The organism is Waterburya agarophytonicola KI4 (assembly GCF_020640915.1).
Taxonomy (GTDB): Bacteria; Cyanobacteriota; Cyanobacteriia; order Cyanobacteriales; family Xenococcaceae; genus Waterburya; species Waterburya agarophytonicola.
On sequence record NZ_JADWDC010000080.1, the window covers coordinates 1 to 19,591 of the forward strand.

General features: G+C 39.5%; 17 protein-coding genes, 3 pseudogenes and 2 riboswitches. Of the genes and pseudogenes, 12 read left to right on the forward strand and 8 right to left on the reverse strand.

Features of this window, described 5'->3' with window-relative positions:
• Nucleotides 1-717 (forward strand): annotated as a pseudogene (locus I4641_RS20600) (oxygen-binding di-iron domain-containing protein); the annotation flags it as partial.
• Between the two features lie 5 nt (nucleotides 718-722).
• Entirely contained in the window at nucleotides 723-914 is a 192-nt protein-coding gene (locus I4641_RS20605; RefSeq protein ID WP_229642469.1) for a flavin reductase family protein, read from the forward strand.
• Nucleotides 915-950: 36 nt separating this feature from the next.
• Here the strand turns inward: I4641_RS20605 and I4641_RS20610 are convergent, their stop codons facing one another.
• Nucleotides 951-2,654: an ammonium transporter gene (locus I4641_RS20610; protein WP_229642470.1), complete on the reverse strand. Its 1,704-nt coding sequence runs from the start codon at nucleotides 2,652-2,654 to the stop codon at nucleotides 951-953.
• Nucleotides 2,654-3,721 (reverse strand): potassium channel family protein, encoded by a 1,068-nt coding sequence (locus tag I4641_RS20615; RefSeq protein WP_229642471.1) that lies wholly within the window; start codon nucleotides 3,719-3,721, stop codon nucleotides 2,654-2,656. Before I4641_RS20615 ends, I4641_RS20610 begins: the two co-directional genes overlap by 1 nt.
• Nucleotides 3,722-4,022: 301 nt before the next feature.
• Between I4641_RS20615 and I4641_RS20620 the strand changes: the two genes are divergently transcribed.
• The 6 genes and pseudogenes from I4641_RS20620 to I4641_RS20645 all read left to right on the forward strand — a co-directional run bounded on the left by I4641_RS20620 (nucleotide 4,023) and on the right by I4641_RS20645 (nucleotide 9,219).
• Nucleotides 4,023-4,781, forward strand: coding sequence for a TIGR00266 family protein (locus I4641_RS20620; protein WP_229642472.1), 759 nt, complete (start codon nucleotides 4,023-4,025; stop codon nucleotides 4,779-4,781).
• Between the two features lie 131 nt (nucleotides 4,782-4,912).
• A riboswitch (guanidine-I (ykkC/yxkD leader) is annotated at nucleotides 4,913-5,032 on the forward strand.
• A 73-nt stretch (nucleotides 5,033-5,105) separates the two neighbouring features.
• Nucleotides 5,106-6,278 carry an agmatinase family protein gene (locus tag I4641_RS20625; protein WP_229642473.1) on the forward strand — a complete coding sequence of 391 codons (1,173 nt, stop codon included), beginning with the start codon at nucleotides 5,106-5,108 and terminating at the stop codon, nucleotides 6,276-6,278.
• A gap of 17 nt (nucleotides 6,279-6,295) precedes the next feature.
• Nucleotides 6,296-6,454: pseudogene (locus I4641_RS20630) on the forward strand (thioredoxin domain-containing protein); the annotation flags it as partial.
• A 53-nt stretch (nucleotides 6,455-6,507) separates the two neighbouring features.
• Nucleotides 6,508-6,879 carry a hydrogenase maturation nickel metallochaperone HypA gene (gene hypA / locus I4641_RS20635; RefSeq protein WP_229642475.1) on the forward strand — a complete coding sequence of 124 codons (372 nt, stop codon included), beginning with the start codon at nucleotides 6,508-6,510 and terminating at the stop codon, nucleotides 6,877-6,879.
• An 18-nt stretch (nucleotides 6,880-6,897) separates the two neighbouring features.
• Nucleotides 6,898-7,599 carry a hydrogenase nickel incorporation protein HypB gene (gene hypB / locus I4641_RS20640; RefSeq protein WP_229642476.1) on the forward strand — a complete coding sequence of 234 codons (702 nt, stop codon included), beginning with the start codon at nucleotides 6,898-6,900 and terminating at the stop codon, nucleotides 7,597-7,599.
• 117 nt (nucleotides 7,600-7,716) lie between these two features.
• The gene (locus I4641_RS20645) at nucleotides 7,717-9,219 is read left to right on the forward strand and encodes a high affinity choline transporter 1 (RefSeq protein WP_229642477.1); all 1,503 of its coding nucleotides are present in this window, start codon (nucleotides 7,717-7,719) and stop codon (nucleotides 9,217-9,219) included.
• 72 nt (nucleotides 9,220-9,291) lie between these two features.
• On the opposite strand, the gene I4641_RS20650 is transcribed toward I4641_RS20645, so the two are convergent.
• Nucleotides 9,292-11,238, reverse strand: coding sequence for an ABC1 kinase family protein (locus I4641_RS20650; protein WP_229642478.1), 1,947 nt, complete (start codon nucleotides 11,236-11,238; stop codon nucleotides 9,292-9,294).
• Nucleotides 11,239-11,471: 233 nt separating this feature from the next.
• Nucleotides 11,472-11,636: riboswitch (cobalamin riboswitch) on the forward strand.
• Nucleotides 11,637-11,660: 24 nt separating this feature from the next.
• Here I4641_RS20650 and I4641_RS20655 point away from each other — a divergent pair.
• Nucleotides 11,661-12,641: a sirohydrochlorin chelatase gene (locus I4641_RS20655; protein ID WP_229642479.1), complete on the forward strand. Its 981-nt coding sequence runs from the start codon at nucleotides 11,661-11,663 to the stop codon at nucleotides 12,639-12,641.
• A gap of 201 nt (nucleotides 12,642-12,842) precedes the next feature.
• On the opposite strand, the gene msrB is transcribed toward I4641_RS20655, so the two are convergent.
• From msrB to I4641_RS20680, 5 genes are all read right to left on the reverse strand, one after another.
• Nucleotides 12,843-13,253 (reverse strand): peptide-methionine (R)-S-oxide reductase MsrB, encoded by a 411-nt coding sequence (gene msrB, locus I4641_RS20660; RefSeq protein WP_229642480.1) that lies wholly within the window; start codon nucleotides 13,251-13,253, stop codon nucleotides 12,843-12,845.
• A gap of 88 nt (nucleotides 13,254-13,341) precedes the next feature.
• Nucleotides 13,342-14,352, reverse strand: coding sequence for a fatty acid desaturase (locus I4641_RS20665; protein ID WP_229642481.1), 1,011 nt, complete (start codon nucleotides 14,350-14,352; stop codon nucleotides 13,342-13,344).
• A 52-nt stretch (nucleotides 14,353-14,404) separates the two neighbouring features.
• Nucleotides 14,405-15,481 (reverse strand): S-methyl-5-thioribose-1-phosphate isomerase, encoded by a 1,077-nt coding sequence (gene mtnA / locus I4641_RS20670; protein ID WP_229642482.1) that lies wholly within the window; start codon nucleotides 15,479-15,481, stop codon nucleotides 14,405-14,407.
• Nucleotides 15,482-15,523: 42 nt separating this feature from the next.
• On the reverse strand, nucleotides 15,524-16,645 hold the full coding sequence (locus I4641_RS20675) for an ABC transporter permease (protein ID WP_229642483.1): 1,122 nt from the start codon (nucleotides 16,643-16,645) through the stop codon (nucleotides 15,524-15,526).
• Nucleotides 16,646-16,672: 27 nt separating this feature from the next.
• Complete coding sequence (locus tag I4641_RS20680; RefSeq protein WP_229642484.1) at nucleotides 16,673-17,338, reverse strand: hypothetical protein; 666 nt, start codon at nucleotides 17,336-17,338, stop codon at nucleotides 16,673-16,675.
• A 212-nt stretch (nucleotides 17,339-17,550) separates the two neighbouring features.
• On the opposite strand from I4641_RS20680, the gene I4641_RS20685 reads away from it, so the two are divergent.
• The 3 genes and pseudogenes from I4641_RS20685 to I4641_RS20695 form a co-directional block, all read left to right on the forward strand.
• Nucleotides 17,551-18,492, forward strand: coding sequence for a pentapeptide repeat-containing protein (locus tag I4641_RS20685; protein WP_229642485.1), 942 nt, complete (start codon nucleotides 17,551-17,553; stop codon nucleotides 18,490-18,492).
• Between the two features lie 91 nt (nucleotides 18,493-18,583).
• Nucleotides 18,584-19,342: an HpsJ-like protein, cyanoexosortase A-associated gene (gene hpsJ-A / locus I4641_RS20690; protein WP_229642486.1), complete on the forward strand. Its 759-nt coding sequence runs from the start codon at nucleotides 18,584-18,586 to the stop codon at nucleotides 19,340-19,342.
• Nucleotide 19,343: 1 nt separating this feature from the next.
• A pseudogene (locus tag I4641_RS20695) lies at nucleotides 19,344-19,591 on the forward strand (hypothetical protein); the annotation flags it as partial.

Sequence of the window (19,591 nt, forward strand, 5' to 3'; positions counted from 1 at the left end):
CCTTTTCCTCTCTACTTTCGCAAGTCTTACTTTTCTTTTTTGTCCCGTACAGAGACTTGGGATAGATTAAAGTTTGAAGTTGAATATTCTCGTCAAAAGGGTACGACTTCTAATTCATATTTAATTCAAGCCGATAAAAGCGCATTAATCGATCCACCAGGAAAATCTTTTACACAAATTTACCTGGAGACATTAACACATCTTGACTTGCGAAAATTAGACTACATAATCTTGCAACACGTTAATCCCAATCGATTAGCAACTATCAAAGTACTAGCAGGATACGCACCCCAGGCAACCATAATTTGTTCTAAACCAGCAGTGAAAGCCCTAAAGAGTGCTTTAATGTTTCCTGCGTGGAAATCGCGAATTAAAGTAGTTAGAGACAACGATAGTCTGGATTTAGGACAGGGACACCAACTAAAGTTTATTAGTGCCACAACTCCCCGTTGGGTAGATGGATTATGCACCTACGATCCCCAAAGCAAAATTCTCTATACCGATAAGTTCTTTGGGGCGCATTTGTGCAACGAACACATCTTTGACAATAACTGGAAGCAATTAAACTTAGACCGCCGTTTCTATTTTGACTGTCTCCATGCTACCCAAACTAAACAGTTAGAATCTATTTTAGATAAAATTAAGGACTTTGATAGCAAAATATATGCTCCTGCCCATGGTTCGTTAGTTAAATATAGTCTCAGTCGCTTTAGCTATGTAATTTGAATATTAAAACTGCCAGCAATGACTGTTTAATTATTGAAGACGCTTTGGCTTATTTAGAATGTACCGTTCAAAGTTATATGCCATCGGGCGATCGCATTTTAATATATGCCGTAGTAGAGCGAGGGAAAGTACTACAAAATAATGGAATTACAGCAATTCAACATCGTAAATCGGGCAGTCATTATTGATTAATATCAGACGTCGATCCATGAAAAAACTGTTTTCTATGGATCGAGATCTTCTAAACTGTCAATGGCGATCGCTTTTTGGAATAATTGATTCAATTGTTCTAAATCTTGAATAGAGAGAATGCGATCGCGCTCTGTTTGGGGAAGATCGCCAAAACGTGTCTCTAAAGTTTTAACGATCGAGCTTTGCTGTTTTTCTACAGATATCTCTAATTTCTGTTCAATCTTAGCTATTTCACCCTGTTGACTATTAATCGTCTCGACAATTTGTTGTAAAACCCGTGCCAAAATACCTAATTCATCCGAACGCGAGGCAAAACTATCAAAATCCGCAGCAGAAAACTTACTATTCTCCACCGCAGAGATAACCGTAGCGGTTACAGCGTATAGTTCTTCTAAAGATTCGGTAGTTTGTTGATGATTTTTTTGCAGGGCATCCATCATCTGATTGTAGCGAGTGGCAATGTGTCCGTTTTCGGTAAAAGATTCTACAGGAACACGCAAACTCAAGTCGTGGGTTCTCGCTTGGAGATCCATCACCTGAAATAATTCGTAGGTATCGGTTTTGGCATCATGTTCCGAGACATTTAAGCCCAACTCTTCATCTTCAAGAGATACTCGTAAGACAAAAAATGAATTAAGCAGTTTGAGCAACAACCAGCTAAAACCAAAAGCCCAGATGCAAGCAACTGTAACCCCTAATAACTGAATTCCAAGCTGACTAAGGCGATTTAAGCCTGTGTTAATCAATTCCAATTGACCAAACAAAGCCACACAAAGCGTTCCCCATATTCCCGCCCCGCCATGAATTGCCACCGCATCCACCGCATCATCAATCCTCCAGCGTCTTAATGTTTGAGAAACTAATTGCGCTACCATTGCCCCTGTTGCCCCAATAATTACAGCTAAAGGCGTAGCTACTATATTGCAGCAGGCAGTAATTGCCACTAAACCAGCGATCGAACCATTAATTAACTCTTCGGCTTCAATACGACGGTATCGCCACTGACTGTATAAAATGGCGGTAATCATTCCCCCTACTCCAGCCATTACCGTATTCAAAATGATGCCAGGAACTTGTTCGTTCAGTTCCAAGGTACTGCCCCCATTAAAACCGAGCCAGCCTACCCAAAGTAATAATGCACCCAAGACGGCAAAAGGCAAATTTGTCCCTTGAATTTTACGGGCTTTTCCCGATGAATCAAACCTACCCTGACGGGAACCAATAATAATTAAAGTAGCCAAGCTAACTAACGCCCCTACACTATGAACTACAGTGCTGCCAGCAAAATCAATAAAGCCCAATTGTTTGAGCCAGCCTCCATCATTCCAAGCCCAATGACCAAATAAGGGATAAATAATACCTGATACTAAGATGGCAATAACTATATAGGCACTAAACTTAAGCCGTTCTGCTACTGCACCAGAGATAATCGTGGTAGCCGTACCGCAAAACATTGCTTGATAAAGGAAAAATACTGTAGCAAAAGATTGTTCTACTTGGGCTGACGGAAAAAAATCGCTAGTACCAAACCAGCCAAAGCGAGAAATACCAAACATCATGCCATAGCCAGATACCCAAAACAACGCCACAGATATGCCAAAATCGGCAATATTCTTGACTGCGACGTTGATACTATTTTTAGCGCGAGTTAAGCCCGACTCCAGGCACATAAACCCTGCCTGCATTAGAAATACTAAACCCGTACAAAGCAATACCCAAAGTTGGTTAATCGTCATTAGTTTAGTATTCTTTCCTGCCTAATTTTTTGATGTAGAGAATGATTCAATTGATAGTAACGAGCAAACTTAGGCAATTCTTCTTGATGCCCGATGACGATTAAAGTGTCTTGGCAATTCAAAACTAAAGCTGAATGGGGATGACTGATTAATTCTCCATTTTCTCGCCTCAACGCCACGACAATAAATGCTCCTTTTCCCCTGATTTTTAGTTCTCGAATAGTCCTTCCAACTAAAGATGAGTTAGCACCAAGAGTGAACTCGTCAATCTGTACTTCAATTTGGGCTAGCAAATCGTTTAAGGAATTTTGCCGATCTTTTTGTTGCAGAAAATCTGTACTAGTGGGGCGAGTAACTAGATTTGCCATTTGTACACCACTAACTGTTGCAGGTAATACGACATGATTAGCACCAGCAAGGCGTAGTTTCTTCTCCGTACTGGGTAATTCGCCCCTGGCTATAATCGATAAAGTTGGGTTTAACTCCCGCGCAGTGAGGGTAATAAAAACATTGATCGCATCATCGGGTAGTACCGTTGCCAAAATTTGAGCGCGATCAATACCAACCGCTTGCAGAACATCTTCGTTGGTAGCATCTCCTTCTTTGACTAAAAACCCCAGATCTTCAGCTAAGGCAATTCTTTTTTGGTCGCTATCTATAATTAGAAATGTCCGAGATGCCTGGGCTAACTGCTTTGCCATTACCTGAGCAATTCTGCCAAAGCCGCAAATTATCACATGATTTGACAGATTGGCGATCGTATTTTGCTTGCGTTGGGCATCAAAAGCACGGGTAATTTCTCCTTCTGCAACCATCTGTACAAAGCCTCCTACAATATATAACGCTGATGAAGTGCCAGCTAAAATCACAAAAATCGTAAAAATTTTCTCTGGTGCGCTGTCTAAAGGCTTTACTTCTCCATAGCCCACCCCAAAGATGGTGATTACCACCATGTAGACAGATTCTAATAATGTCCAGCCAAAAAAAATATAGCCAACAACCGCAATAATAATAGTCAGAATAAAAAATGCCGTTCCGATCGCAACTTTAATAAAGGAATTGTGCATTCTATTCAGGACATGATTGAGAAATTGATAATTATTGCTGTTAAAGGTTATCTAATCTCAGTCTGGAAGCGCATTTTGTGCTTAAAGATACTATTCAAAGAAATAACTGTTCTCGTAGTTGAAATAGCGATCGCACATATTCAGATCGATATTTAATTCAGGCTTGGCGATCGCTATTTATCTGGAAGGGGTGTAAAATTTTAACCAACCCTGTCGGTTTACAAATATCCTAGAGCGGAAATTCAGCAAAAATAATTAAAATGGAAGCTTACACATGGAAATAAAAAAATTTAGATAAAAAGTGGCTATCTATACCGACAATAACAAAGGTGTTGAAATAACTCTTGAACCAGGTGAATCTATTTCTGCCGAACCTAGTGCATTTTGCTATAGTGACGGATTTATTACAGCTAAAACCACTACGGGTGGAATTATGTCAGCAGTTAAAAAACTAGTAACCAAAGAAAAGTTATTTCAAGTTTTGTGGACAAATAAAGGGGATAAACCTGGAAGAATTGGGTTCGCCAGTCCATATTTAAGCACTATTGAAGAAGTCGAAGTGTCTCCAAACTATAGTTTGATAGCCCAAAGAGGTGCTTGGCTAGCCTCCGATCCTACGGTAAAGCTAGATGTCACCATGAATTTAGGAATGAGTGGCTTTCTTGGCGGAGAAGGTATCATTTTTCAGAAGTTTACGGGAAGCGGGAGGGTATTTATCACCGCAGGAGGAGATCTAAAAGCAATTAATCTCGAAAGAGGTGAAACTTTAAATGTTGATACTGGATGTATTGTTGGTTTTGCAGAATCGATCAAATACGAGGTCAAATTGGCAGGAGGTATATTTACCTCTATATTCGGCGGAGAAGGTCTTGTTTTAGCTAAACTAAACGGCCCTGGTATAGTAATATTACAAACCCATCCCGAAAATGTTATTAACAAAGTAGTCTCATCAGGCTCAACTCAAACATCGGCTAATTTTTCTAACATAGATCTCAGTGATGGATTGCAAGCCAATGAATTGGGAACGATTGCCCGTAACATTTTTGGCAATAGAGAATAAACAGAAACTACAGTCTAAACTGCATCCGCACATTACCTACATAGATATTAGTAATGTTAATCTGTAATTTAAGTAACAAAATATACATTTTTTTGATCGTCAACCAGATAAGTTAAAACGCATAAGAAATTCGAGATGGCTTCTAGGGTTCCGATTTATAGCAATGCTAATAAATGCTGGTCCGAGAGAAGCAGGCTACTTAGAACGGTAATTATTAAGTAGCTCCACGGAGGGACAAAAGCCCGGGAGGATTCGGCACTTGAAATAGAGTGGCGATATTCTTGGGTTTTTGCATTTGAGCTAAATTTCCAGAGGAATGATCTAATGAGCGAACAATCTCCATTTCAGCCACCAGATAGCGAAGCACAACGAGCTTTAGAAAAGGAACGTCAGCTACCCCTCACAGGCTGGCAACAGGAAGTAGATAAAGGCTTGGAGTATGGTTTAGAAGCAGCCGAAAGTATTAATGACAGAACTATTTCTACTTTTTCCCGAGGGGAATTACCCCATTATGCAGGGATTAATACCTTCATGAAAGCCCCCTACTTAGAAGATGTCAATCAAGTAGGCAATTACGACGTAGCAATTGTTGGTGTTCCCCACGATTCTGGTACTACCTATCGTCCTGGTACTCGTTTTGGACCTCAAGGTATTCGGCGAATTTCCGCTTTATATACACCCTACAACTTTGAATTGGGAGTAGATTTACGAGAACAAATTACTCTGTGTGATGTGGGAGATATCTTTACCATTCCTGCTAACAATGAAAAGTCTTTCGATCAAATCTCTAAGGGTGTTGCTCATGTCTTCAAATCTGGAGCTTTTCCGATTATTTTAGGGGGAGATCATTCTATCGGTTTTCCAACTGTCAGGGCAGTGTGTCGTCATTTAGGGGATAAAAAAGTCGGTATTATCCACTTCGATCGCCATGCAGATACTCAAGAAACAGACCTAGATGAGAGGATGCATACTTGCCCTTGGTTTCACGCGACCAATATGGCAAACGCCCCCGCTAAAAATTTGGTGCAAATGGGCATTGGTGGTTGGCAAGTACCGCGCCCAGGAGTCAAGGTATGTCGGGAAAGAGCGACCAACATTTTGACCGTTACCGATATTTGCGAAATGGGTTTGGATGCTGCTGCTGATTTTGCTATAGAAAGAGCTACAGACGGTACAGATTGCGTTTGGATCAGCTTTGATATTGATTGCATCGATGCAGGCTTTGTTCCTGGCACTGGTTGGCCTGAACCTGGAGGATTATTACCTCGCGAAGCTTTATATTTACTTAAAAAAATTGTGCAAAATACTACTGTGTGCGGAATTGAAGTAGTTGAAGTTTCTCCTCCCTATGACGTTAGCGATATGACTTCACTCATGGCAACCCGCGTAATTTGTGACACTATGGCGCACCTAGTTGTATCGGGACAATTACCAAGAAGAGAAAAGCCGACCTACATTCACGAAGAAGCCCAAGTAGTCGATCAACCTTGGAGCTAACAAGGGATCTAAATGTAATGTACAAATTATACAATTTTCTTCCTTCTGGAAATGGTTATAAAGTTCAGTTGTTGTTGAATCAGTTAGAGATTCCTTGGGAATTAATCGAACTAAATATTTTAAAGGGAGAAACGCGATCGCCTGATTTTTTAACCATGAATCCTAACGGAAAAATTCTTTAAATTGAGAGCATCCCACTATCAAAAAAACAGATAAATGATGGCTAACTATGCACGAAACTGATATGACTAAAGCTTTAATCTTAACGGTTAAAGATTGGTACGAATCTCAATCCGAACAGCCAAAAATAGACAAAATTCATCTTGTGGTTGGGCAGTTTACCTGTGTCGAACCCGTTAGTTTGCAGTTTGCTTTTGAAGTCCAAACTCGTAACACTTTTTTAGAAGGTGTCGAACTAGCGATCCGAGATATTCCTCTAATTGCTTTTTGTCATGGTTGCCAACAAGAATACAAACCCGAAATAGGTCTGCAATATAGCTGTCCCGATTGTAAATCTCCGATGGAAGATATTCGTTCGGGCAGAGAACTAAAAATAGATCGCATTGAATATTCAGCCCAAGATTCCATTATTAATTGTTAATTATTCATTTAAAAAATCATGCACCAAACATTTGACGCTGCTATTGAACTAAATTTGCTCCACGCTAATCAAGAAGGGGCAAACCATAACCGAGAACACTTTGATCGCTGGGGAATTACCTGTCTCAATATTATGAGTAGTCCTGGGGCTGGTAAAACTGTTCTTCTTGAACAAACTTTAGCTGCATTAAAAGATAAATTCGGGATTGTAGTTATTGAAGGAGACATGACCACGGAACTAGATGCCGATCGCTTGCGTAAATACGACGTTCCAGTGATTCCCATTAATACGGGACGTTCTTGTCATTTGGATTCCAAAATGGTAGCAGGAGCGATTCATACCCTAGAACATCAATATAATCCGCAAGATTTTGATTTGGCTTTGGTAGAGAACGTTGGTAACTTAGTTTGTCCTGCGGAATTTGAAGTAGGAGAACACGCTAAGGTTGCGTTACTTAGCGTTACCGAGGGAGAAGATAAACCCTTGAAGTATCCTGTAATGTTTCAAGAAGCAGATTGCTTGTTGATTACCAAAACCGACCTCGCACCCTATTTAGATATCGACCTCGATCGCATTGCTAATAACGTACGGCAAATGAACAAAGATGTAACTATTATTTATCTTTCAGGCAAAACAGGGGAGGGTTTACAAGAGTGGTTCGATTGGTTAGGCGATCTCGTTACTACCAATCAAGCTAACCAATTTGCAGTTCCAGTTTAAGAGTTTAAGTTTAAAAGTTTAAGTTTAAAAGTCTAAGTTTAAAAAAGTGGGGCAGAAGTTCCAGTTCACCCCCACAAATATTAAATGTAAAAAGGTCAAAATAGACCAGGAGTTATTATGACAGAAAAGCTTCTTTTCTGGGGAATTATACTATTTTTAGTTGCTACCCTAGCCATTGGTATGTGGGCAGCAAAACAAGTCAAGGGAGATAGTGAAAACTATCTAGTTGCTGGACGAGGATTGGTCTTACCATTGGCAGCAGCAACCTTGATGGCACAGTCGGTAGACTCTAATGCTACCTTAGGTAATACAGACTTGGTTGCCGAGTTTGGTTTCTGGGCTGGGGCATCTCTACCCATTGGATTAGCACTATGTTTGTTATTAGCGGGATTATTTTTCGCTAAACCAATGAACCGTATGGGATTAATCACCATTCCAGATTTTTATCGAATTAAATACAATCGCTTAACCGAAGTAATAGCATCTCTATTGATGGTATTGAGCTTCTCCTTCTTGCTAGCTGGTAACTTAGTGGCAGGGGGGTATATGTTTGAAACTTTTCTCGGCACAACTTATACAGCAGGAGTAATGCTACTGGCGATCGTAGTTTTTATCTACACTGCTAGTGGAGGATTATTTGCTGTAGCCTATACCGATGCCATTCAAGTCGGCATTGCTTTTATTGGTTCTTTGGCTTTATTGGCTTTTATTGTGAGCAATTTTGGGATCGATCTTGCTACCGATACTGGGCCATTCGCTATGGCACAATTGAGCGATCCTAGTGCGGGGGCTGTAATTAATTGGGCAACTTTATTAGCTTTAGGTTTGGGCAACCTGGTGGCGATCGATTTTATGGCACGTATTTTCGCCGCCAAAAGTCCTGAAACTGCTCAGAGAGCCTGTTTTATTGGCAGTGCTGGCACTTTAATTATTGGTGTTCCTTTTTCTTTAATCGCTTTATCTGCCTCTCAAATTCTGGCTGATGCAGGAATTACCCCAGAAGGGCCAGTTCTTTTTGCTTTACTAACTGATATTGCACCACCCCTGTTGGGATTGCTAGTTATCGTGGCAATTCTTTCTGCCTCTCTTTCTACTGCTGATGGGGCAATTCTCGGGACTTCTTCAGTAATTGCTCATAATATTATTGGTATTCGTTCTGACGACCACAATGCAGCAGGGGACAGATTGCTCTTAATTACCCGTGTGATGGCTTTTGTCATTACGATTATGGGAGTCTTTTTCGCCCTAAAAGTTCCTGCAACAGGTGTTTTATTATTACTTGCTTTCGATCTTAGTTTTGCAGGTTTAGTTGTACCTTTGGCTGGAGGACTTTATTGGCCTAAAGCGACTTGGCAGGGCGCGCTATCTTGCATTATTTTAGGTTCTTTAACGCGATTGATTTTCTTTGTGCTAATGCCTACCGCTTTTGGCATTGATAATACTTTGCTATATATTCCTAACAATATCCTGTCTACGGATTTTGATGGCTTTCCCACTCTGATCAGCCCCTTGGTAGGATTGGCAGCATTTATTATTGTCTCGATGATGACAGGGAAAAATCAGGCGACAAGAGAGCGCGTGGGTTCTAGAGAAAGAGAGAAACAAATGTATCGAAGATAGAATCTTAAAAGCCTAAAGCTCTACTATGGATAGCCTCGAAGCGACTAGGGTCGCTTCTTATCAATTCAAATCTTAACTAGCTGGTAGAGCAACTTGCTGTTTGGGAGTAGCTTTTTCCAAGAGCAAATGTCTAATTAATCTAGCTGCCATTTTTTGTGCTAATCTTTCAGCTACCTGTTGTCCCATTTGCTGAGTTTCTTGCTTGCTAATTATTTTTCCAACTACAGAAATCAAACGAGTCGGATCGAATCCAGGAGTCTGCTGAAGGATACCAATAATATTCCGTAGATGGGTCATAGTATAAGAGTCTTCTCTAAATTCTACGGGAGTTTCTCGCACCGCCAAACCAACTTGTTGGCGGAAAGCAGTAGAAAGATTAAATATAGTCTTGCGTCCAAAACTATCAATTACGTTAACTAATTCATCCGCAATTTTCTCGCGAATAAAAATCCCGCGATCGCTATATAAGTAATCAATTGCTTGATCTACCAACCCATCAAAATCATAATCTCTAGAGTCTGTGGCATTATTGAGCAGGTTTTCTAGACGATGCCAACGAAAGCCTTCTTCTTTAAATAACAAATCTTTGAGAGACGCTCTCAATTCTGGTGCGGGGTCGGTTAACAAACGTTTGGCTATATAAGGGTAGGCTTTACTGAGTACCTTAAATTCTGGATCTACACCAATAGCAATACCTTCTAGAGTGACCATCGAACGAATAATCAAAGCATAGTAAGCAGGTACTGTAAAAGGAAACTCATACATCATCGCCGACATTTGATCGGTAATACTTTTAAAGTTTAATTCTGCTACCGTCGCACCTAAAGCATTGCCAAAAACATTAGCTAAAGCTGGAATAATAGGCTCTAAGTTGGTATCTGGAGTGAGGAAATCTAATTTTACGTAATCTCTTGAAAGTGCTTCAAAATCTCGGTTTACCAGATGAACTACGGCTTCAATCAAACCATATCTTTGATAGGGCTTTATTCGGCTCATCATACCAAAATCTAAGTAAGCCAATCTCCCATCTCTCATCGCTAACAAGTTACCAGGGTGAGGATCTGCATGGAAAAAACCATGTTCTAGTAACTGTCTGAGGGAACATTCTACCCCAACTTCTACTAAGTGGGTTGCATCAATTCCCTGGGCTTGAACCGCATCTATATCGGTTAACTTAGTCCCAGTAATCCACTCCATCGTCAGGACGCGATTAGCTGTATATTCCCAATAAATTTTAGGTACGTGAATTTCTTCGATATAACCATAAAGTTCTCTAAATTTATCGGCGTTGCGCCCTTCTTGGTTATAGTTGGTTTCTTCAAAAATACGTTCGGCTAATTCGTCAATGATGGCGCGTAGATTAGAACGTACCACTTTGACATTATCCTGCACAAAACCAGCTAATAAGCGCATGATATATATATCTAGGCTAATACGACGATTCAAACCAGGACGCTGTACTTTAACAGCTACTTCTTCTCCTGTCTTTAATCTACCTTGATAAACTTGTCCCAAAGATGCTGCTGCAATAGGATCGGGAGAAAGTTCGGCATATATTTCTTCTGGTCGTTTGCCTAATTCCTCTTCAATAAAGCGAAAAGCTACTTCGTTAGAGAAAGAAGGAATTTTATCTTGTAACGTGGTCAACTCTTCTAAATAAGATGGAGGAACGACATCGGGTCTAGTAGAAAGAGCCTGACCAATTTTAATATAAGCAGGTCCTAATTTAGTCAGAATTTTAATTAACTGACGCGCTCTTTTCTTCTGTTTGAGAAGAGAATTTCCTGTAAGATTGTCGAGCCATATTCCTAAAGCAAAACTCGTAAAGGGAAAGACAATGGCGATTAATCTGACCAATACCGCAAAAGGACGGTGACGATATCTGGCGTTATTAGTTTCTGGGTTGTAACGCCAGTCCGCATTTGGTTCGTCGTATGCCAATTCGGTATCTTCGTAGGTATCGATCGTCTGGGATGGAACTTGGATAGTGTTTACTGTAGATAATGTCTGTTGAGGCATGGATTTAAGACTGACGCTGACAACTTTGTAAACGATTGTAACAAGATATTGAGTAAAACAACTCTATCTACAGATTAAAGTTTCACTAGTGATTTTGAAAATTGAGTATTACCGTACGACGATCGTCGGGCAGATCGTTGTAACTTTTTATACATTATTTGATTGCGGATTATAACGATTGATATCAAAATTAGAAGTTAAGTTACGTTAGCAATTCCCTTTAATTAAATGGATACTATGATTACTAAGTCGGTTTTAATGGGAAACAGCCATTAGAAGTAATGGGGAAAGATTGGTGTAAATCCAACGCTGTCCCGCAACTGTGATGAGGTTTGTAATCAGATTAAGAATGTTATAAATCTTTTAGTCAGGATGCCCGCCGAGCGATCGAGACAACCCATTAAAAAATCTGCGAGGTACAGATGGTTATAGCAAATTCTTTTCAACCCAGTCTAAATAGGCTTCAATTGCCACCCTTACCCCATGCTAGACCATTACTAGCGATCGGACACGGTACGAGAAACGAACGTGGCAGACAAACCTTTATTGATTTTGTCGAAACATATCAGAATTTGGATACATCTCGTCCTGTAATACCTTGTTTTTTAGAACTGACTAAACCCACAATTCAGCAGGGAATAGAAGCCTGTATCGAACAAGGTTATACAGATATTACTGCCTTGCCTATATTACTATTTGCAGCCAGACACAATAAATTCGACGTTACCAATGAGCTAGATCGAGCTAGACTGCCATATCCTCAATTAAACCTTAATTATGGTCGCCACTTTGGGATTACCCCTAAGATAATTGAATTGTGGCGCGATCGCTTGGCAAAATTAGACTTACCCGAACACAATCCTAATAATATCTCTCGTGAAGATACGGTACTATTATTTGTCGGTAGAGGTTCGAGCGATCCCGATGCTAATGGAGATGTTTGCAAACTAGCGAGAATTATTTGGGAAGGAAGCGGTTATAAAACTGTAGAGACTTGTTTTATTGGTATTACCCATCCCCGTTTAGAAGAAGGTTTCCGTCGGGCATATCTGTATCGGGCTAAACGGGTTATTGTCTTGCCTTACTTTTTGTTTACGGGTACTTTAATGGAGAAAATCCATAACATCACCGCACAGCAACAAGAGCAATATACTGAGATTGAATTTGTTTCTTTACCCGAAATGGGAATTGCTTCTCAATTGTTGAATGTAATTCGGGAAAGAGAAATTGAAGCCCAACTCGGACAGGTAGCCATGAATTGTGAGATGTGTAAGTTTCGTCTTGCAGCAGTGGAAGAGCACGGACACGGACACGGACACGGACACGGACATCATCATCACAGTAATGAAGATCCTTATGCCAAGTTAGAGAATTATCATCAACGTATTTGGAAAACACCCTAGTACTGCTGTGGATGAGTAATGAGTAATGAGTAATGAGTAATGAGTAATAAGTAACGAGTAACGAGTATTGATTTATCAGCCTGGATAGATTATTTAATAGGAGGGAGACTCCCACAATTGTTATTTATATTTACTTATTTTTTGTAAAAAAATATCCTTGTGAAGTCTCCCCGTCATGATGTGATGCCAAAGCCCAAACTTCTATTTCTCGGGAACAAATTTGAGAGATACTCCATTCATACAGTAGCGTTGACCAGTAGGTTTGGGTCCATCACCAAATACATGACCCAAGTGTCCGCCACAGCGGTTGCAATGTACTTCAGTACGAGTCATAAATAGAGAGCGATCGACAGTGGTATCAATAGCTTCTTCTAGAGGTTGGTAGAAACTAGGCCAACCCGTACCACTATTGAATTTAGTTTCAGAATTAAACAAAGGTTGCTCGCAACCAGCGCAAACATAAGTACCTGTCTCGTAGTTTTTGTCTAAAGGACTCGTTCCTGCTCTTTCTGTACCATGTTTCCGCAAGACTTTAAAAGCTTCGGGAGAAAGAATTTCTTTCCATTCCTGTTCGGTTTTTTGAACTTCGTATTGATTTTCTGAGGTTGCCATAATTGTTGAATTAGTAATATGTAAAGAATTGCAAACGATCTTATTATGACGCGAGTTCGCTACACCGAGTCAATCGTTAGAAGTAATTTTAATTCCCTACTTTTAGACTACTTGGTTTGAAACTAAGAGAATTATTGGACTCAGGTGTATAGCGATTAAAATAGACTGGTTTAAAAGTAGATTTTGCCCACAACCACCAAATTTCAGAGTAGGAATAAGGATTGTCGTTAGTAAAATATTCAGGGGCAATTTTTTTAACTTTTGGTAGATGTATCCAAGGTATATTGGCAAAGGTATGATGTTCGTCGTGATAGCCAGTATTAAAAAAAGGAATATTAGTCCACCGATAAGTAGAGTAGGTTTTACCATCCCGATAAATATTATGTTCGGCAATGGATTGACCTTTAAAAGTTATACCCCAATTGCCTACCATTAAAGTTAAACTCCAAAACAAATATAAGGCAGCTTGCCAACTGATGTAATACCAGGCGCAAGTATAAAGAAATATACTGGTGCTAATTAACGCAATATTGAGGGATGGTGATTTAAAAGCAGACTGTATGTTACGCGACTCCGCAGGTGCGATATTAGCGATTATTAAGTCCGCCAAAACTACTCCCCCAGGAAATAGATGCAATAGGGATTCTCCCCAACGCAAATAAGCATTAGAACTACGGAAGTGAGCTTGTTTTTTGTCCCACCACTCATAATCTTGTTCGTAGTCATTGAGATGTCTGTGATGAGATTTCCCATGTTTGCCAACGTAAGTTAAAGACTTGCCAAAAGATAGGGAACCCAACTCAATAATAAACAGAGTAACTGCATTGCCTAACTTGCCTTTAAAAACGAGGTTGTGGGCTGCCTCATGAATGAAAACCGATAGAGAATGTAGGACAAATTGCCCCAAAAATAGCGCAATCAAACCGATCTGCCACCAAGATAAATCTTTAACTAACCAAGCAAGAGACCATTGAAGGATGACTAAAGCGATAATGAAAACTATTGATAGAGGATAGTTACCAAAATATTGTTTAATTTCAGGATGATCTTGAAGTATTTTTTTACTTCGCGAACCGTGCCACTGGCGATCGCTTGACATAAATTGTAATAATCAAAAATGCAAAGTATCAATAATACCCTACGAATATCGATTATTGCATCTGATAATTAATTAGATCTCTAGGCTTAATTGCCCCTTTTTCCGTGATAATTGCGGTAATAAGTTCGGCAGGAGTAACGTCAAAAGCAGGAGTATAGAAGTCTGCGCCTTTGGCACAGACAGAACTATTATTTATTTGGAATATTTCTGTGGCATCTCTTTGTTCGATAGGTATAAGACTGCCATTAGCAAGGTCAAAATCAATTGTGGAGAAAGGTGCAGCGACGTAAAAGGGAATATCATGGGCTTTGGCTGCGATCGCGACTGAATATGTGCCAATTTTGTTGGCAGCGTCGCCATTGGCTGCAATGCGATCTGCCCCCACTACTACCATGTCAATCATGTTTTGTTGCATGCAGTGGGCTGCCATATTGTCGGTAATTACCGTCACGGGAATCTTTTCTTGGACGCATTCCCAAGCGGTTAATTTTGCTCCCTGGAGGCGAGGACGAGTTTCATCGGCATATACCCTTTCGAGGCGATTTTCTCGCCAGGCAGAACGAATTACGCCCAATGCAGTGCCATAACCTGCCGTAGCTAAAGCCCCCGCATTGCAATGAGTTAGAATTCTCAGCTTTTCTGGAGTATGGGGTAAAACTTCTAAACCAGTATCCCCGATCGCCTGACAGGTAGCTAAGTCTTGGGCTTGAATATTTTGTGCTGTTTGTAAAAGAGTATGTTTAATTTCCTCGACTGTGCCAGTTTCTTCATATGCTGTTCTTAACATTATGGCGATCGCCCAAAATAAATTAACTGCGGTAGGACGAGTTTGGCGTAACAAGTCCGCTACTCCTTCTAAGTGCTTCAGAAATTGAATGCGTTGAGTAGCTATGTCGTCAGATAGATCTTTTATATCTATTTCTGTCGCCCCCAAATACATTCCATATGCTGCTGCAACTCCAATTGCTGGCGCACCGCGCACGATCATCGTTTTAATCGCTTCTGCCATATCCCCACTACGACTGATTAGAACTCTACTATATTCTTCTGGCAAACGAGTTTGATCGATTAAGGATACGCGATCGTTTTGCCAAATAACGGGATAAATTTGATTGGAATTGGAGTTCATAGAAAGGTTGCTGTAGGTTTTAAAATTTGTTCTTATTTGTTTTTATTTATTTTGATATAGACTGCGAGGATCTAGAGCATCTCGCAAACCATCTCCTAATAAATTAAATGCTAAGACAGTCAAAATGATCAATAGAGCAGGAGGAATAATTAACCAAGGTTGCAACACTAAAATAGATGCATTAGTGGCGTTCGATAAAAGATTGCCCCAACTAGGATCTTTAGATTGAATACCCAACCCAATCAAACTCAACACCGATTCTGCGATGATAAAGCCAGGGACGGCTAAAGTGGCAGAAATAATTATATAAGTTGCGGTTTGAGGTAGTATGTGGCGGGCAATAATATAAAAAGGATTTGCACCCATCGCATTTGCTGCTTGTACAAATTCTTGTTCTTTAATCGATAATACCTGTCCCCTGATTACCCTTGCTAGTCCAGACCAACTAATAAAGGAAGTAATTAGAACGATTAACAAAAATGTCTGCGCGCTACTCAAACCAGGGGGAAGTACTGAAGCTAAAGCAATTAAAAGATATATACCAGGGATAGTCATCAATACTTCTACTATTCGCATCAATACTGCATCTATCCAACCCCCAAAATAGCCAGAAATACCACCAACCATCATACCCAATGGGAAAGATATAGAAATCCCCGCCAGTCCAATAAAAAGGCTAATTCTACCGCCAAACAACAGGCGACTAAACAAATCCCTGCCTTGTTCGTCCGTGCCAAGGATATTTATTTTACCGTCTCCCGAAGCTCCAAATAAGTGACGTTTCAGGGGTATACCAGGAAATATGGTAGCTGATTCAAATTTGGGGGGAAAGGGTAGGGAAATTTCCAATAAATTATAAGGATTTCCCGTGACAAATAACCCCAGAGGAGCAGGATTTTCTCGGTCGATAATTAACAGGCGATCGCCTGTATTGATATCGGTTACACCTTGAGTTGTGGGATAAACATAAGGTGTCGTTAATTTTCCTGTTGAGTCTTGCCAATGTATGGCGGTAGGAGGCAATAACGAACCATCTTCCTGAGAGGTATAAGGGGAATAGGGGGCAATGAAATCAGCGAAAATAGCCGAAAGATAAAAGATAATTAATATTGTCGCTCCAAAACGTGCCAAGGAGTTTTTCTTAAGTTTTTGCCACCAATTCATACATCTCTCCTCATTGTTTATGATTCATTAGCTCATAACTGGACTTACTTTAGCTTTATACAATAATTTATCTTCTTGTTTATAGCCGACATAGCGTACTTCTACCACTTCTCCGATTTGGGCAATGCCTTTAATTAATTGATGATACTGGGGATCGTAGGGGATTTTTTCTCCTACCCTAGCAATAGTCTCTACATCCCACTTTTTTAATAGTTGTTCTACTGGCTCGACTAAAGCCACTAGCCTGGCTGCGGGTAGGCTAGGATTTTTGTGGACAGCCATGACAGCCGTAGGCCATTGTAACAGCCAAGATTCTATAGTTTCCAAGCTAGATTTCTGAAACTCTGCTTCTAGAAATTCCTGTTGTTGGAGCATCTCTTGCTGAAGTTTTTGATACTCTTGTTGACAAGCAGCTAAAGCATCGCTATTTTCCGATACCTGTGGCTCGACTTTGGCAATAGGAGATTGTTCGCTAAAGGTTTCAATAAAGCTATCCATAGATACATTTAATGCTTTGGCAATACGAGCGATCGCACCTACTGATACATTTAAGATTAGACCCCTTTGGATTCTAATTATGGGCAATCTCGGCACCCCTGCTATGGTACTTAATTGGTAAATATCGGTTATATTTACTTGTCTCATCAAATCTTGTAGCAGTTGCCTATTAGTTTCATAGGAATATTGATTCATTATTCGTTGAGAAAAACAATTATTTTTGAATATCTAACAGCTTACATCAAGAATAAACAGATAAAGTCTACAAATAAAAATATATCCACATAAAAATTATTATTTCGTGGCTATCAAGTTGAATTACGAGTAATAATATTAAACATGAGAAACACTTATAAGTTAAATATTAATCGAGCTGTATCTACGTAAAATTAATTAATATTAAATACATGAAAGCTAGTCAACTATTAAAGTTTTACGAGCAAGGTTATCGAGACTTTACAGGAGTAGATCTCAAGGGAGAAGATCTTTCGGGGGTGATGCTAATTTCCGTAAATCTAACGGGTGTCAATTTGATAGGAGCTAACTTAAGTCGAGCTTTCTTAACTAAATCAAACCTCAGCCGTGCATCTCTAAATTGGGCAAATCTTAGCTATGCAAAAATGAGCGAAACCAACTTAGAGGAAGCAGATTTGACTAAAGCCAATTTGAAGGGAGCTTTTATGGTTAAATCTCAGTTAATGGAAGCCAAACTTAGCGGTGCGGATCTTTCTTATACTAATCTTCGAGGTTCTAATTTACTAGCTGCCAACATTTGTGGAGCTAAACTACAAAAAGTTAATTTGAGACAAGCTAATCTGAATAAGGTTAACTTTAATTGGGCAAATTTACATAAAGGGAGATTATCGGGAGCGCAACTACAAAATACTTCCTTAACAGATGTTAATCTTAGTCAAACATTTCTCATTGATGTCGATTTGAGTGGTGCAGATTTAACAGGTATTAATCTCAGCCAAGCCAAGCTAGCTAGAGCAAACTTAAGCAATACAAACTTGAGCAATGCTAATTTGAGAAATGCTCGACTCAAAGAAGTTGATCTTAGTTATGCCAACTTAAAAAATGCTAATTTGGTCGATGCTAGGTTAAAAAAAGGTAACTTAAGTAATGCGAATTTGACTAATGCAGATTTGACCAATGCAGATCTATGCCATGCTTCTTTTAAACAAGCAGATTTAAGCTATGCCAATCTGATGGAAGCAAATTTAGAAAATACTGATTTTGAATTAGCAATTTTACACAATACTATTTTAGATAATTCTCACTCTAAGCGAAATAAATCCCGAGAGAATTGCTCATCTTATTCTTTTCAAGAAAATGTTCAAATAGCATAAGGTTAAGCGATCGCGATGATCGAATTGCTATAGACAATTTTCTAGAGTATAAACGAGACAAGAACTATCTCTTTTAAATGCTCAAACTTCTATGCTTAAATTTCGTCTGTGGCAACTACGTAAGAGCATTCAGTCCAACTCCCAAACTAGCCTTAGTTCTAAAAGAGTAAACATCGCAGTCGAACAAAAGTCTACCCGCATTATTAATTTGGCTGGGTATGTAATCTTATTTTTAGTCTTATTAGATCGATTATTTTTATTATCTTCCTCCCAGTTTTTCGATCCCAATTGGGCATACAATACGGCGGGTAATTTAGTCGATAATGTTTGGGGTCTTTTATTGGGGACTCTCTTGATTTTTTATCGTCGCGACCAAGACTTGATCAAGCCCATAGAGTATAAATTTTTATCCTTTTTGTCTTGGTTTATTTTAATTATTGGCATTAGCTATTTTCTAATTACTCCCATAATTCTAGGCAATGCCTTTCGCATCTATCGTACTGGTCAAACCCAGGTTATTAGTCAGGTAGACTTGCAAAAAACTCAGATTCAAGACTATACCCAAAAACTAGAGGGAGCCACACCAGAACAACTCAATGCTTTGTTGCAAAACTATCAGCAGCAAAATTCTCGGGCAGAAGTAAAGACAACAGAGCAATTAAAAATAGCATTGGTCAACCAAGCTAAACAGACACAACTCAGAAATCAAACACAACTCGAAACGACATTTAATCAACAAACCAAGGCTTTAATAAAAAGCACAACCAAATGGTTGATTGGTGCGATTATTTCTGGTGTATTTTTTGTTTTGACTTGGAGATATACAGCATGGACGAGAGTGGGATACTAAAATGACTGTGATTCCTTCGGGCAATAAACTGAGTTTTGATGACCATCGTTTTTGGCTCTCTACCATTGCGGGATTGTTAATTGCCTTCAATTTATGTTTGGTGGGTTATAGTTCGATCTACTTATTATTTTGGTGTGCTGCACTATCGATCGCCTGGCGCAGAAGAAATCAGCTCAAATTTGAAAGCGATCTAGTTTCTAAGCTTAGACGTATTTACATTGCATTAACTAAATCACCTTTATTTTTTAA

What these genes read in the sequence shown, in the direction of transcription:
- I4641_RS20610 (WP_229642470.1), bottom strand. Translation starts at nt 2,654, where the DNA reads ATGACGATTAACCAACTTTGGGTATTGCTTTGTACGGGTTTAGTATTT.
- I4641_RS20615 (WP_229642471.1), bottom strand. Translation starts at nt 3,721, where the DNA reads ATGCACAATTCCTTTATTAAAGTTGCGATCGGAACGGCATTTTTTATT.
- I4641_RS20625 (WP_229642473.1), top strand. Translation starts at nt 5,106, where the DNA reads ATGAGCGAACAATCTCCATTTCAGCCACCAGATAGCGAAGCACAACGA.
- hypA (WP_229642475.1), top strand. Translation starts at nt 6,508, where the DNA reads ATGCACGAAACTGATATGACTAAAGCTTTAATCTTAACGGTTAAAGAT.
- hypB (WP_229642476.1), top strand. Translation starts at nt 6,898, where the DNA reads ATGCACCAAACATTTGACGCTGCTATTGAACTAAATTTGCTCCACGCT.
- I4641_RS20645 (WP_229642477.1), top strand. Translation starts at nt 7,717, where the DNA reads ATGACAGAAAAGCTTCTTTTCTGGGGAATTATACTATTTTTAGTTGCT.
- I4641_RS20650 (WP_229642478.1), bottom strand. Translation starts at nt 11,238, where the DNA reads ATGCCTCAACAGACATTATCTACAGTAAACACTATCCAAGTTCCATCC.
- I4641_RS20655 (WP_229642479.1), top strand. Translation starts at nt 11,661, where the DNA reads ATGGTTATAGCAAATTCTTTTCAACCCAGTCTAAATAGGCTTCAATTG.
- msrB (WP_229642480.1), bottom strand. Translation starts at nt 13,253, where the DNA reads ATGGCAACCTCAGAAAATCAATACGAAGTTCAAAAAACCGAACAGGAA.
- I4641_RS20665 (WP_229642481.1), bottom strand. Translation starts at nt 14,352, where the DNA reads ATGTCAAGCGATCGCCAGTGGCACGGTTCGCGAAGTAAAAAAATACTT.
- mtnA (WP_229642482.1), bottom strand. Translation starts at nt 15,481, where the DNA reads ATGAACTCCAATTCCAATCAAATTTATCCCGTTATTTGGCAAAACGAT.
- I4641_RS20675 (WP_229642483.1), bottom strand. Translation starts at nt 16,645, where the DNA reads ATGAATTGGTGGCAAAAACTTAAGAAAAACTCCTTGGCACGTTTTGGA.
- I4641_RS20680 (WP_229642484.1), bottom strand. Translation starts at nt 17,338, where the DNA reads ATGAATCAATATTCCTATGAAACTAATAGGCAACTGCTACAAGATTTG.
- I4641_RS20685 (WP_229642485.1), top strand. Translation starts at nt 17,551, where the DNA reads ATGAAAGCTAGTCAACTATTAAAGTTTTACGAGCAAGGTTATCGAGAC.
- hpsJ-A (WP_229642486.1), top strand. Translation starts at nt 18,584, where the DNA reads ATGCTTAAATTTCGTCTGTGGCAACTACGTAAGAGCATTCAGTCCAAC.